The sequence below is a fragment of the Corynebacterium sp. HMSC075D04 genome (assembly GCF_001815635.1).
Taxonomy (GTDB): Bacteria; Actinomycetota; Actinomycetes; order Mycobacteriales; family Mycobacteriaceae; genus Corynebacterium; species Corynebacterium coyleae.
The window spans coordinates 228,339-242,173 of sequence record NZ_KV821338.1; the positions used below are offsets into that span (position 1 = coordinate 228,339).

Below are 13,835 nucleotides of genomic sequence, written 5' to 3' on the forward strand. Positions count from 1 at the left end.
TGTTGAACTATCTAAGCGTATGCCCTTGCAGTAGCGCCTCGGCCACTGCCCACAGTCGCGCAACGTTTGATGCTTTTACCAGCACGACATCGCGGTGGGTGCGCGACTGCCAGTCGTCGATACCCGCTGGCGGCATGGCCAACAGTTCGCGCACTACCTCGCTGGCTTCGGCAGCATCGGCGACGCCGCTGGTGCGGATGCCGAATTGCTCAGCACGCTCGGCCAGCGCTTCCATCGACGCATTATTCCCGACAGTGATGAGGTCGGTGACGCTGTAGCGCGCCAACTCATCGGCAAGCGCCGCGTGCTCGTGTTCCGCACCGGCGCCAAGTTCGCCCATCTCCCCCAGCACCGCAACGGAGCGCACACCTGGGCGCGCCGCGGCGGTGTAACCCAACGCGGCAATGGCAGCCCGCATCGATTCAGGGTTGGCGTTGTAGGCATCGTTGATCACGGTCACGCCATCGGCGCGGGTGTTGACGTCCATGCGGTTGACCGACACGGAGTGCGCATCAGACAACGCCTGCGCGACAGTTGCGGCATCCATGCCCGATTCAATGCCGACTGCAGCTGCAGCCAGCGCATTGCCCACCTGGTGGGCACCGAACACGTTGAGGGTTACGCGCTGCGGATCACCCTTCGGGGTGTGCATGATAAACGACGCACGCGCCACCGCATCCAGTTCCACATCGGTGGCGTAGTAATCCGCTGCCGTATTGCCGTTGGCGGAAAAGCGCACCACGCGTGCCTTCGTCCGCGGAGCCATCGCGTTGACCAGGTCGTCGTCGGCGTTGAGCACCGCGATGCCATCGGCAGGCAGCGCCTCAACGAGTTCGCCCTTGGCCTGCGCGATGTTCTCGCGGGAGCCGAACTCCCCCAGGTGCGCCGAGCCCACGTTAAGCACCACACCGATCTGCGGTGGTGCAATCGTGGCCAAGTGCGCAATGTGGCCGATACCGCGCGCCGACATCTCCGCGACCAGGAACTTCGTCTCCTCCGTGCAGCGCAGCACCGTGTATGGGTGGCCGATCTCGTTATTAAACGACCCCGGAGGCGCCACCGTCTCGCCCGCGCGCTGCAGCACCGCCGCGATCAGGTCCTTCGTCGAGGTCTTGCCGGCAGAACCAGTCACGCCGATGATCCGCAACCCGTGGTTCTCCGTCAGTTCGCGGGCCACATAGGTGGCCAACTTTGACATCCCATCCACAACGCCTGCTGCGGAGCCAGTTGGATCGTTGACCGCCAGGTCCGAGTTGTCGTCGGCACTGGGCGGTCGCTTCTCGACGACCACAGCCGGCCGACCGACCTCCCTCGTGGTCAACGACGCCGTGGCACCCGCCGCAGCCGCCTTACCCACAAAATCGTGGCCATCCACGTTCGCACCCGGGAACGCAACGAATAGCCCGCCGGGGCCGATCTTGCGGGAATCAAACTCCACAAACCCGGTCACCGAGGCGTCCGGATCAGCCTCCGGGCTCAAATGTCCTCCGGTGATCTCCGCGATCTGGCGAAGCGTCAGTGCAATCATGCGTTCCTCTTCTCTCGGCGGGCGCGAAGTGCGCGCCGCATCTCTTCGCGGTCATCAAAATGGTGCTTGGTGTCGCCGATGATCTGTCCAACCTCGTGGCCTTTACCCACGACAATGATGGCATCGCCGGGCTTTGCCCACTCGACGAGCGCGTCGATCGCCCTCGCGCGGGAGCCTTCCTCAATGATCTCGGCTGCCGTTTCTGCGTCGCGTGCGCCTTGCAGCACCGCTGCGCGGATCGCTGCCGGGTCTTCGGTGCGCGGGTTGTCATCAGTCACCACAACAAAGTCTGCGCCCTTCGCTGCTTCCGCTCCCATGAGCGGGCGTTTCGAGGAATCTCTGTCACCACCAGCGCCGATCGCCACACCAATCCGGCCATCGACCTGTCCACGCAGCGTCTGAAGCACTGCTGCGACAGCGGCCGGCTTGTGGGCGTAATCCACAACAGCGACAAAATCCTGGCCTTCATCAATTCGCTCCATGCGCCCCGGCACCGCCGCCTGCTCCAGGCCTGCGACAAACGCTGCTACATCGACACCAACCTGTGCCGCGAGCGTGGTGGCAAGGGCGGCATTGGCGACGTTAAACGCACCCGGCATCGGCAGAGCAAACTCCACCTGACGCTCTGGAGTGTGAAGTCGAATGTGCTGGGTTCCGGTGTCGTCGATACGCAATAGCTCCGCAGTGACATCTGCATGCTCACCGCGGGTTGCCACCGTCACCGGGTGCTCCGCGCGCGCGGCCATCTTCTGACCCCAAGAATCGTCGACACAGATCACGCTGCGCTTCGCGTGGAGGTCGCTCGACGGGTCAAAGAACAAGGCTTTCGCCTCGAAGTAGTCCTCCATCGTCGGGTGGAAATCAAGGTGATCCTGCGACAGATTGGTAAAACCAGCGACGTCGAACTGGGCACCCGTGACGCGCCCAAGCATGAGCGCGTGGGAGGACACCTCCATCACCACATGCGTAACGCCCTCGTCGCGCATACGGGCAAACAGTGCCTGCAACGTCGGCGCCTCAGGCGTGGTCAACTCGGTGGCCACATCGCGGCCCATGATCTTCGTGCCCGTCGTACCAATCAGGCCGACCTTGCAACCAGCCTGCGTCAGTCCACGCTCCAGCATGTACGTCGTGGTGGTCTTGCCCGACGTCCCAGTCACGCCCAGCAGCGTGAAGTCCTTCGACGGATGCCCGTACACCTCCGCGGCAACATGGCCAAGAATCGCGCGCACATTATCGACGACCAACACCGGCCGGCGATCCGACGTGTGCTGGATGATCGCAAGACCTTCCTCGTCAGTCAGAATCGCACCTGCGGCCGAGTCAAACGCGTACGACGCGCCATGCACCCGCGTGCCAGGCAGCGCAGCAAACAAGCCACCGGGCTCCACGTTTTGGGAATCAAGACCAATAAACGACACCTCAAACGGTGCCTGCGGCGCATTGACGATGCGTGCCCCCGCAATCTCAGCGAGGGATGTCAGCGTGGGCGCTGAGGACATGATAATTCCTTCCTTTCAGGGCCGTTACTGGGCTTGCAGAACAAACGGTTCCGCGGGCGGACTCGGCGGGATATTTTCCTTATCCAACATCCAGCTCGCAATCTGGCGGAACACCGGCGCCGCAGACTGGCCACCGGCACCGCCGTCGAGTACACCGCGCTGCGGCTCGTCCAGCATGACCGCCACAACAAATCTCGGATCGTTCGCCGGGGCAATACCCGCAAACGTAATCCAATACTGGCTCTGTGAGTATGCGCCCGTTTCCGGGTTCACCTTCTGTGCAGTACCTGTCTTGCCAGAGAACTGGTAGCCCTCTAGCGCATTTCCTTGTGCAGTACCCGACTGGTTGCCGGTCGGGTCTTCTTGGAATGCGGCACGGAACATATCCACCGTTGTACGCGCCGCCTCCTTGCTCACCACTTGGTTGCGCTGCGGCTCATCCTGCGGGATATCTTGCCCGTCCGGTCCGACGATGCGCTCGATGATGCGTGGCTGGATGCGCTCGCCGTCGTTGGCCAACGCCTGGTACACACTCGCCATCTGCAGCGCAGTCCAGCTCATGCCCTGACCGATTGGCAAGTTGGCAAAGGTACCGCCCGACCACTGTTCAAGCACCGGCAGCAGACCCGGCGACTCATTGGGCAACTCAATGCCGGTCGGAGCACCGATACCGAAACGGTTGAGGTAATCCCAGTAGCGCTCCTCGCCGAGGCGCTGCGCCAACTGCAATGTGCCCACGTTGGAGGACTTACCGAAGATGCCTGCGGTGGTGTACGGCAGAACATCGTGCTGCCAGGCGTCGCTCACTGTCACACCGGCCATGTCGATCGAGCCCGGCACCTGGTGCACCTCGAACGGGTCAGTCACCCCCTGATCGATTGAAGCCGCTGCAGCGATGACCTTTGCCACCGAGCCTGGCTCGAACGGGTGCGAGATCGCTGGGTTTTCAAAATCCTTACCCTGCTTGATCTGCTTTTCAATATCCCCGTTCGGGTTGATGGTGTCTGTATTTGCCATCGCCAACACCTCACCCGTGTGAGCGTCAAGGACGACAGCCTCAGCCGACTTTGCCAAAGAGTTTGCCTTTGCCTGCTCAAGCACTTGCTGCACATACGTCTGCAGGTCGAGGTCCACCGTGAGCTCAATGCGCGCACCAGGTACCGCTGGCACCACATCGCGCAGGGAGCCCGGAATGGACTGCCCACCTCCCGAGACGTCCTCGGTCGAGCGGCCGTCGATACCGGTAAGCACCGCATCGCTAGAGGCCTCAAGGCCGAACTGACCGTGCCCGTCCATGGAAACCTTGCCAATGATGTTCTCCCCCACAGCACCGTTCGGGTACTGGCGGATGTCCTGCTGGTCAGCAGCCACACCGTGGAACTTCGCCGCCACCTTCGCAGCGACATCCGGGTCAACGTTGCGCACTAAAACTTCGTACGACGTGTCGGCGTGGAGCTTGTCCAAAATCTCCTTGGCACTGACACTGCCCACAGTGCGCAACTGCTCTGTGTCTGTACCCGTAGGCTGTGGATCAGTTTCGCCACCGATCATGCCGGGGATCTCATTCGCCATTGTGCGCAGCACGTCTTCAACGCGGGCGTCGAGCTGCGCGTCGATATCTGCCTTGGGGACGCCGTCGATACGCATCTGCAGCTCTTGCTGCTGCCGCAGTTCCTCACGCAACTGCTTCGGCGAGACCGTCAACGACCTTGCCTGCATCGTGTACGCCAACTGCTTGCCGTCACGGTCCACGATCTCACCGCGACGCGCTGGCTCAACATACTCGCGCTGGCGTTGCACCTTGGCAACTTCACGCAACTCGCCGCCGATGATCACTTGGACCCAAAACAGGCGTGCGATCAGCAAGGCTGCAACGCTGAGGAACACAAGCGTCAAAAGGAATACACGGTGGTTGGTGATGTGACGCTGACTCTTCCGTGGCGCCGGACGCTTCCGGGGTGTGCCCGTGGATGTCACGTGCCCTCCTCACCTACCAAAACTGCTCATTGACTCGTTTATCATGCCCCGCACAAATGCGAAACGAGGTTGCGCCACACGCCTGCGGCACAACCCCCACCGTTAACGTCTATTCGCCGGCGGGCACATTTGCCTGATACGGCGCCACGTTGGCAACCTGCGGTGCTTGCTGCGGACGAGGCGGAGCTTGATTGCCACCTGGAACCTGAGTCAGCGCATCCGCCAGCTCGCGGGTTGCACGGTCATCACTGCTTGCACGGCCCTGACGCAACGCTTCGCCGTTAACGTCGACAATCTTGGCAACCTTTTCTGGGTTGAAAGGTCGGCGCTCTTCAGCACGACCACCTTCCATGACCTCCACTAGGCCAGGTTCTCCAGCGACCACCATGCCTGCGCCTGCAGCGCGCTGTGCGATCTCCGCAGCAGAACGACGATCCTCTAAGTCACGGTTGAGCGACTCGACCTCGTTGGCAAGTTCACGCTCCTTCGACTGCAGCTGCTGGATGGTGAAGGTTTGTGTCGTGGCCACGCCGGACAGCAGCATCGCTATAGCAATACCGATCACCAGCAGAGGCACCGCAAGTGCGGACACTGCGGAAAAACGCGACGGCGCCGCGACCGTGCCAACCCGACGCCCACGCACAGACACAACCTGCTGCGAGCCGAGGCGCCCCCGCCCTCGGGAGTGCGGCACATGCGGCTTCACACCCGGCATCGTGCGACGACGTGCCGGAGCGCTTGTACGGCTGGTGCGGGCACTGCCATCGCGCGTCAGCGTCATCGCGCGGGAGCCACCTCGTGTGTCTCGTGCTGCCATGGTGTCCGTCCTCAGATGGTTGTGTGTTGTACGTGGTTTGTTGTGGGTTATGTGGTTGTCGTTGAGTGCTTAAGCTTCTCGACGCCGCGCACCCTCACCGGTGCTGCACGCGAGTTGCGCTCAATCTCTTCCTGCGGAGCCTTTTCCGCCCCGCGGGTGATGAGTTTGAACGTTGGCTCGGTGCCCGGCAGATCCATCGGAAGTCCCGCCGGCGTCTTTGAAGCTGTCAGTTCAGCGAAGGCAGATTTGACGATCTTGTCCTCGAGCGACTGGTAACTCATGAACACTGCTCGCCCGCCGACGCCGAGCAAATCCGTAATCACCGGAACCACTCGCTCGACAGCCTCAAGCTCGCGGTTGACCTCAATCCGCAGCGCCTGGAAGGTGCGCTTCGCCGGGTGACCGCCAGTACGTCGCGTGGCGGCCGGGATGGTGCTGTACAGCAGTTCCACGAGCCGGTCCGCACGGTCAAACGGCGCACGCTCGCGCTCCTTCAGCACAGCCGACGCAATCTTGCCTGCGAAACGTTCATCGCCGTAGGACTTCAGAATCCTCGCCAGGTCTCCATGCGAGTACGTGTTAAGTACCTCGGCCGCAGTGATGCCGGTGGTCGGATCCATGCGCATATCCAGCGGTGCGTCACCGCGGTAGGAAAAGCCACGCTCCTCCTGATCCAACTGCATCGATGAAACACCGAGGTCGAACAGCGCACCAGCCACACCGTGCTGCCTCACAAGGTCGAAGGTCTCGCCCTCCCCCGATGCGATCTCGTCGCCGATGTAGTCGAACCGGCATTGCACCGGAGTGAAACGCTCACCGAACTGAGCCAGGCGCTCAGTCGCCTGCTGCAGCGCATTCGGGTCGCGATCCACACCGATCACGCGCGCTTGCGGGAATACGTTGAGAAAGTGTTCGGTGTGGCCACCGGCACCAAGGGTTCCATCGACAATGACGGCGTTGGCGCCGAACGCCTCTACAGCTGGGGCCAGGAGTTCGGCCATGCGGTCGCGCATGACCGGCACATGCCCATGAGGGTCTGCAGCGTGTGTGCGGTACACCATCCGGGCTCACCCCTCGCGGTCAGTTAGTCGTCGGCTCCTTCTAAGCCGGGGAGTATGTAGAGCCCTGTCCGGGGCGGCTGTTCTGATGTCGGGGAAGTACACCAGAGTGCTTCACGCCCCGGACAGAGTCCGTACACACTCTCCGAATTGGTTGCCCGCTGTTGGGTAGTCAGTCCTACAGCAGACCGGAGAGAATGTCGTCGTCATCCGCCGCGGAGAACGCGGCTTCAGTCTCTTCTTGATACTTATTCCAGGATTCAAGATCCCAGATCTCGAGAAAATCCACAGAACCGATAACTACGCACTCCTTGGAAAGGCCTGCGTACTCACGGTGTGCCGGCGACAGGGTGATACGTCCGGACCCATCGAGCGTTTGCTCATCCGCACTGGCAGCCAGATTGCGGATAAACGCGCGCGCCTTCGGGTTCGTCCTTGATGCTGCAGCGGCCTTGCGGGCGCGTGCAGCAAACTCGTCCCGCGGGTACACCGCGAGGGAGTGGTCCTGTCCTTTGGTCACCATCAGGCCGTCTGCCAAGTCCTCACGGAACTTCGCAGGCAGCGTCAGGCGCCCTTTGTCGTCGAGCTTGGGAGTGTAGGTTCCCAGAAACATCCGGCGACCTACCTTCCTTCACCTTCAGAGATTGGCATTTGCAGTTTTCTCGGCTTCGCTCCGCATTACGCACGTAGTCAAGATGCGCACCACGGTGCTCCGCTGTGCCCCACTTTAACCCACTTCCCCCCACAAACGCCACACTCTGAGCAACTTAGTTCCCACAACAAGAAGAATACGCAGGTCAACGGCCACAATCCCCGTGGGGCAATTACCCGCCAATGTCCCCCACTTACCGCCACATCCCCCACTACAACCCCATCAATCACCTATAGGCACACGAGACGCAACCCGCTCCGAACGTCCTTTAACAGGCAAAATGGCCGGATCAAACCAACGGGTGGGGCAAAGTGGGGAATGTGGGGCGAAGTGGGGATAAAAAATTGCCCTCCCGAAGAGACCGGGAGGGCGAAGGGAAAGCTAAAAGCTACTGACGATCCTCAAACCGTCGACGGAAGCTCTCCTCCAGGCTAACACTGCGCGGCGAGCGCGACTTGGACTGAGCCTGCGCTCGCTGCAGCGAAACACCAGCGGCAGCCGGGGTACGGAGCGCCATGATCCCCCCATAGAACATCACACCGAAGCCGACGATGCTCAACACCACAGTCCACAGACTCCACGACGCCAGCGCCACTCCCCCAAGAAGAAGGACAAGGCCCAGCACAATGAGGGCGAGGCTACGCATAGTCAGCCGGCCCGACGGGTGCGAAGCACCATACCCAGAGGACGGAGCGACCGAGGAACCGAACTTCGGGTCGTCTGCAAGGAGCGACTGCTCGATCTCGCGCAGTGCGCGCATTTCCTGCTCAGAAAGAGACACTACTTTCTCTCCAGATCCCAGCTATGAATGAACAATGTATGGATACAACGAACATCGTACCCACATTGTTCCCGCGCCTTATTACGCCGCCATCGGCGCATCACCCCCAGTGGTGTCCAGGAGAAAGTCCTCAGCCGAACCGATAAGGCTTGAGACCACGACCGGCGACGGGTTGTCGTCGATCCCAGACGCCACCCTCGCCCGGCGCGCCGAGTATGCAGAAAATACCGTCGCCCAGTGCTGGCCACTTTCCCCGGTGAGCGCGAGCTTGTCCCACGCATTAGTTGGCAGCCGCTTCCGCTTCCGGAGCACAATGCTGCGAGCGTTGCATGCGCCAGCGATGCGCAGTGCAGCCCGGTATGCGTTTTCCATCGCAAGGTCGTAGCGCCTTGCCGCAAAGTCAGCATGAGCCTGTGCAAGCAGTGCCTCCGCAGAGAAGATGAACGAGTCAAACTTTCGCGGCGCCCCCATATCCCCGTACGCCCTGCCCGTTGTGGCTGAAACTACGCTTCCCATGACACTTTCCCCTTTCGCTGTTACCAGTGCATGTCGCCTTTTGATTGCCCATGACCCTAGAAGTCACCCACGACACCACGACCAAAAATTAGCACGTTTGTTCGACTGTTCGAACGAGGATGTGTGGTCAAGCCCCGCAACAGGCACATAAGTGGTTCGATAGTGGGGTGCACATTGAGATCCAAAGGCTGACCAAGGCGGAGTTTTCTTTCCTCGTGCCACGGTTGGTGGACATCTACATGGAAGCTATGGGGTACCCCCAAACCATGCGCGCGCAGCGTTTACGCGTGTGGCGTGGAGAGGTCACCTGGCCAGGCTTTTGCGCCGTGGCCGCAATCTCGGACAACAGCGTCATCGGAGTGGCCTACGGTTTTCTCGGCGCGCGGGAGCGCTGGTGGGACCAACAACTCGTCAAAGCACTCACTCAGCAACGTCTAGACGGCATGCTTTCTGACGACGACCGTGCGCTACTGGCCAACTACTTCGAAATCGCCGAAGTGCATGTGGATCCGAGGCACCAGGGCCGCGGCATTGGTGCGGCGATGCTCAGGGAACTGCTCGCATCGACATCAGCTCGTTGGGCTGTCCTATCTACTCCCGAGGTAGACGGCGAAGCTAATAACGCATTTGGGCTTTACCGCAAGTTTGGGTTCCAGGACGTTGCTCGCAATTTTTATTACGGAAGCGACCCTCGCCCGTTTGCGATTCTCGCACTCGACATGGCGGGCACACCCCGTGTCGGCGAGGCTGACTAGGGTACGTTCCAGAGAGATTTTCGTAGACGACGGTGAGGAGCAGCGTGGCTACACACGAATTGGGGATTGGGAACTTAAGTGCGGTGCCTGGTGTCGTCGAAGAGCATTTGGAGCAGTTTTTCGACGAACACGGGCCGGCAATTTCCGCGATCGGTGAGCCTGTCTCGGAAGCAGTCGCGCACTTGCGCGCGTTCACACTGGGTGGTGGCAAGCGAGTGCGTCCGCTGTACGGCTGGGCAGGTTTTGTCGGCGCCGGTGGTTTGGAAACCAGCGGCGAGGACCCAAACGCGGTCTTGCGCGCGATGAGTGCACTTGAGTTCATCCAGGCGTGTGCACTGGTCCACGACGACATCGTGGACGCCTCCGATACCCGTCGCGGAAACCCCACGGTGCACCGCAGTGTGGAGGCCCAGCACCTCGAAAACCATTGGCTGGGCGACGCTGCGACGTTTGGCGTGAACACCGCGATTTTGCTCGGCGATCTCGCCTTAGTCTGGGCGGAAGATATGTGGCGCTACTCCGGTGTTTCGTTGGAGGCGCTGCAACGCGCCGCGGAACCGTGGGTGGGCATGCGCACGGAAGTCATCGGTGGGCAGATCCTTGATATTTCGTTGGAAAGCCGTGGCAGCGAGTCTGCGGACATGGCGGATCGGGTGAACCGGTTTAAGACCGCCGCGTACACGATCGAGCGTCCGCTTCATCTTGGTGCGACTATTGCTGGTGCCGACGATGAGACCATTGCGGCATTCCGTGGTTACGGACGCGATATTGGCATCGCATTCCAGCTTCGCGACGACCTCCTCGGTGTCTTCGGCGACCCAGCAATCACCGGAAAACCCGCGGGCGATGACCTGCGCGAAGGAAAGCGCACTGTCCTTTACGCGACAGCGCTTGAGCTTCTCGATGCCAACGATGCCGACGAGCTCCGCACCGGTGTAGGTACCGCCACCGACCCAAAGGTGCTTCAGCGCCTCGCCGATCTCATCCGCCAAAGTGGTGCGGAGGATGCGGTCGAAGAGCGCATTAACCGTCTCACCGCGTCCGGCATTGCTCACCTGGATACCGCCGGTATTACTGCTGAAGCTCGCCAGGCACTGTCCGAGTTGGCCCACAAGGCCACAGACCGGCGTATGTGATGGCCGGTAAAATCCGGCCGATCCCCCTCGGCGTTGTCGCAGCCGTACTCATCGCGATCGGTTCCTTTGGTGCCGGAGCGACGCGTTACCGTGACGGCCTCATGCGCTCGATAGGCCTTGAGTTCCTCACTTACGGCCACGGCCGCGGCATGATGGACGGCCTCCTGATGGCGGGCACTGGTCTTCTCGTGTTTGCCTGGCTGTGGCTGTGGCGCACCCGCCCAGGCGAGCAGACCGTGCTCCGTGCGGTGTGGTCGTGGGCCGCTCCACTCGCCTTGAGCGCACCAATCATGTCGCGCGACGTGTACTCCTACCTCATGCAGGGGGCAATGCTTCGCGACGGCTTCGACCCCTACTCCGAAGGCGCCGCTATCAACCCCGGCCCGTATTTGTGGGAGGTCTCCCACGACTGGCGCAACACCACAACGCCGTACGGGCCACTGCACTTGGGCATTGGCAAAGCGGTGACCACGATTGTCGGCGACCACGTCGCGTTTGGCGTCGTTGCCTACCGGCTGATCGCGCTGGCAGGTTTCGCGCTCATTGTCTGGTCGGTACCGCGCATCGCGCGCCTCGCAGGTGCTAGCCCCGGGTTTGCACTGTGGGTAGGTGTAGCCAACCCTGTCATGCTGTTGCACCTGATTGGCGGCATGCACAACGAGGCGGTCATGGTCAGCCTGGTGTGCGCGGGCCTGTACCTGTGCATGCGACACACGTGGTGCACCCCCGGAATCGTGCTCATCGCATGCGCGGTATCGCTCAAGGCCACGGCTGCGTTCGCGTTGCCGTTTGTGGTGTGGCTGATGGTCACGCGTCGCGCCCGCGTCCACGATGTGCCCCACCACCTCGCCGCGCTTGCCGTCTCTGGAGCCTGGGCGCTGGCGGTCTCGGTCGCCGTCATCCAGGTGGTGACGTGGGTCTGCGGCTCAACGTGGGGTTGGCTCGAGGAAATCACCGGTAACTCGAAGGTGATCAATCCGCTGGCTGGTCCGACGTTCGCCGCAGAACTGATTACCCCGCTCGTGCAGTTGATCAACGACGACTTCAGCTACAACACAACGCTTGCAGCCACCCGCACGGTGTTCAGCTTCGCGATGCTCCTCGCGCTCGTGATCACGTGGTGGTGGTTCCGCCCGGCGCGCGGCAAGGCCTACGCGCCGCGGATGCTGGCGGGCACCACCGTGGCGTATACGGCAGCGTTTGTCACCAATGCGGTAACGCTGCCGTGGTACTACGCCTCCATCTTGGCGCTCGTGGGCACGTTCCGGGCACCGGCCTGGGTAGCTAGAATTACCACCGGCGCATCCATCGTCGTGGCACTCGCGTTTACAGGCAGCGGCAACCACAGGCTCTACGACGTGTGGTTCCTCGCCGCAGCCTTCATCGTCGCCGTGGTAGCGACTCGCTGGGTGTTTAAAACGCCATCGCTTGCGCACGACGAATAACCTCGCGCGCTTTCTGACCATGCAAGGCGTCAATCGGGCGCCCCGGCAGCGAATCCTCTTCGGTGTAGAGGAATGTGAGGATCTCCTCGTCGTTGTAGCCGCCATCGGCAAGCACGGTGATCGCGCCTGAGACGAACTTCGACAGCCCATCCTCACCGATCAGCCCAGCCGGGATGAATTTTTTACCATCCCGGATGTACATGACAAGTTTGCGGGCACCGACATAGTCGTGCACACGAGTGACCGGAACGCCCAACGCTTCGGCGGCGTCGGGAAAGGCCAGCAAGGTTTCGTCGCTAAGCAATTGCTCGAGATTCGTTTGTGTGCTCACGGCGCCCGATTCTACCCTGGGGTACATGGCAATACTCGCTCCAGGCACAACTCTCGACGAACGCTACGTCGTGGACCGCGCCATCGCCCGTGGTGGCATGGCCACGGTGTATCGCTGCATCGATTCCCGCCTGGGCCGGGAAGTCGCTGCGAAAGTCATGCACGAGCAATACGTCCACGACGCTGTGTTTCGCGACCGCTTCCGGCGCGAAGCCCGCGCGATGGCGCAGCTCAGCCACCCTAACTTGGTCAACGTGTACGACTTCTCCGCGTCCGGCAACAACGTGTTTCTCATCATGGAACTCATCACCGGCGGCACGCTGCGCGAATTGCTCGCCGAGCGTGGTCCGATGCCTCCCCACGCAGCCGCGGAGGTGATGCGCGGCATGCTCACGGGACTTTCTGTCGCGCATGAGAAAGGCATGGTGCACCGCGATATTAAGCCGGACAACGTGCTTATCGACGCCTCCAGCCGCGTCAAACTCTCCGACTTCGGCCTCGTGCGCGCAGCCGCCGAAAACACACATTCGACCGACCAAATCGTGGGCACCGTCGCCTACCTCTCCCCTGAACAAGTCGACGGCAGCCCCATCACAGCCGCATCGGATGTGTACTCCGCCGGCATCGTGTTGTTCGAACTCCTCACCGGCCGCACGCCATTTCACGGCGACACCCCCATCGCGCACGCGTACGCACGCCTCCATGGAGATGTGCCCGCGCCGTCCTCACTCATTGCCGGGGTGCCAATGCTTTTCGACGAGCTCGTCGCCACCGCAACCGCCCGCACCCCCGAAGCGCGCTTCCGCGATGCGGGAGAATTCCTCGCCGCACTCGACGACGTAGCAGCCGAACTTGCACTGCCGGATTACACCGTGCCTGCCCCGCGCAATGCCGCAGCCACGCGAGCCGCAGCACACCCGACTAACTTCGGACTGGTCAACAACGCCGCACAGCGACGCCTCTTCCCCGATGACGAGGCGCCAACGCGAGTCGCCCCTGCAGTTGCGAGGCCAACTAAGCAGGCGTCCACAGAACTGCCGTCACGCAGCCAATGGCCCGCTGCACAGGCGTCTCCGGCTCCGGTTCCGGCCCCCGTTCCGCCTGCAGCCGCCCCCGTGCCCGCACCCGTGCCACCACGTGCACCCCGGCCTGCCGCTTCCAATCCGGCAAAGCGCCCCGCAGTCAAGCCGGTAACTAACCGCTCTCTGATCGGTGTCGTGCTCTACACCGCTGTTGCAATCGCCGTGGTAGCTGCGGTTGGTCTGGGCGCGTGGTGGTTCGGCTCCGGGATGTATGGCGACATCCCGGAGATCGTCATCCCGCGGTAGCGCTGGCCGA

At 61.9% G+C, this 13,835-nt stretch carries 13 protein-coding genes; 4 read left to right on the forward strand and 9 right to left on the reverse strand.

Features of this window, described 5'->3' with window-relative positions; translation table 11 throughout:
- Window positions 1-7: 7 nt before the first annotated feature.
- The 8 genes from murF to HMPREF3048_RS06135 all read right to left on the reverse strand — a co-directional run bounded on the left by murF (window position 8) and on the right by HMPREF3048_RS06135 (window position 8,831).
- Window positions 8-1,528, reverse strand: a complete 1,521-nt coding sequence (gene murF / locus HMPREF3048_RS06100; protein ID WP_070771514.1) for a UDP-N-acetylmuramoyl-tripeptide--D-alanyl-D-alanine ligase — start codon at window positions 1,526-1,528, stop codon at window positions 8-10.
- A complete protein-coding gene (locus HMPREF3048_RS06105) occupies window positions 1,525-3,030 on the reverse strand; it encodes a UDP-N-acetylmuramoyl-L-alanyl-D-glutamate--2,6-diaminopimelate ligase (RefSeq protein WP_070771516.1) in 1,506 nt (501 codons plus the stop codon). The genes murF and HMPREF3048_RS06105 overlap by 4 nt, the downstream gene beginning before the upstream one ends.
- A gap of 24 nt (window positions 3,031-3,054) precedes the next feature.
- The gene (locus HMPREF3048_RS06110; RefSeq protein WP_083279395.1) at window positions 3,055-5,007 is read right to left on the reverse strand and encodes a peptidoglycan D,D-transpeptidase FtsI family protein; all 1,953 of its coding nucleotides are present in this window, start codon (window positions 5,005-5,007) and stop codon (window positions 3,055-3,057) included.
- 109 nt (window positions 5,008-5,116) lie between these two features.
- Window positions 5,117-5,824: a cell division protein FtsL gene (locus HMPREF3048_RS06115; protein ID WP_141758870.1), complete on the reverse strand. Its 708-nt coding sequence runs from the start codon at window positions 5,822-5,824 to the stop codon at window positions 5,117-5,119.
- A gap of 47 nt (window positions 5,825-5,871) precedes the next feature.
- Entirely contained in the window at window positions 5,872-6,885 is a 1,014-nt protein-coding gene (gene rsmH, locus HMPREF3048_RS06120) for a 16S rRNA (cytosine(1402)-N(4))-methyltransferase RsmH (protein WP_070483991.1), read from the reverse strand.
- A gap of 175 nt (window positions 6,886-7,060) precedes the next feature.
- Complete coding sequence (gene mraZ / locus HMPREF3048_RS06125) at window positions 7,061-7,495, reverse strand: division/cell wall cluster transcriptional repressor MraZ (RefSeq protein WP_070422186.1); 435 nt, start codon at window positions 7,493-7,495, stop codon at window positions 7,061-7,063.
- A gap of 427 nt (window positions 7,496-7,922) precedes the next feature.
- On the reverse strand, window positions 7,923-8,315 hold the full coding sequence (locus HMPREF3048_RS06130; protein WP_070422185.1) for a DUF3040 domain-containing protein: 393 nt from the start codon (window positions 8,313-8,315) through the stop codon (window positions 7,923-7,925).
- Between the two features lie 81 nt (window positions 8,316-8,396).
- On the reverse strand, window positions 8,397-8,831 hold the full coding sequence (locus tag HMPREF3048_RS06135; protein ID WP_070422184.1) for an SAV_6107 family HEPN domain-containing protein: 435 nt from the start codon (window positions 8,829-8,831) through the stop codon (window positions 8,397-8,399).
- Between the two features lie 167 nt (window positions 8,832-8,998).
- Here HMPREF3048_RS06135 and HMPREF3048_RS06140 point away from each other — a divergent pair, with 167 nt between their 5' ends.
- The 3 genes from HMPREF3048_RS06140 to HMPREF3048_RS06150 are packed head-to-tail and all read left to right on the forward strand — an operon-like array spanning window position 8,999 to window position 12,167.
- Complete coding sequence (locus tag HMPREF3048_RS06140) at window positions 8,999-9,586, forward strand: GNAT family N-acetyltransferase (protein ID WP_141758871.1); 588 nt, start codon at window positions 8,999-9,001, stop codon at window positions 9,584-9,586.
- A 44-nt stretch (window positions 9,587-9,630) separates the two neighbouring features.
- Entirely contained in the window at window positions 9,631-10,722 is a 1,092-nt protein-coding gene (locus tag HMPREF3048_RS06145; protein WP_070771522.1) for a polyprenyl synthetase family protein, read from the forward strand.
- Window positions 10,722-12,167, forward strand: coding sequence for an alpha-(1->6)-mannopyranosyltransferase A (locus HMPREF3048_RS06150; protein WP_070771523.1), 1,446 nt, complete (start codon window positions 10,722-10,724; stop codon window positions 12,165-12,167). The genes HMPREF3048_RS06145 and HMPREF3048_RS06150 overlap by 1 nt, the downstream gene beginning before the upstream one ends.
- On the opposite strand, the gene HMPREF3048_RS06155 is transcribed toward HMPREF3048_RS06150, so the two are convergent.
- Window positions 12,136-12,525, reverse strand: a complete 390-nt coding sequence (locus HMPREF3048_RS06155; protein ID WP_070422181.1) for an Rv2175c family DNA-binding protein — start codon at window positions 12,523-12,525, stop codon at window positions 12,136-12,138. The genes HMPREF3048_RS06150 and HMPREF3048_RS06155 overlap by 32 nt on opposite strands.
- Here HMPREF3048_RS06155 and HMPREF3048_RS06160 point away from each other — a divergent pair.
- Entirely contained in the window at window positions 12,524-13,825 is a 1,302-nt protein-coding gene (locus HMPREF3048_RS06160) for a protein kinase domain-containing protein (protein ID WP_070771524.1), read from the forward strand. The genes HMPREF3048_RS06155 and HMPREF3048_RS06160 overlap by 2 nt on opposite strands.
- The last annotated feature ends 10 nt before the right edge of the window (window positions 13,826-13,835 follow it).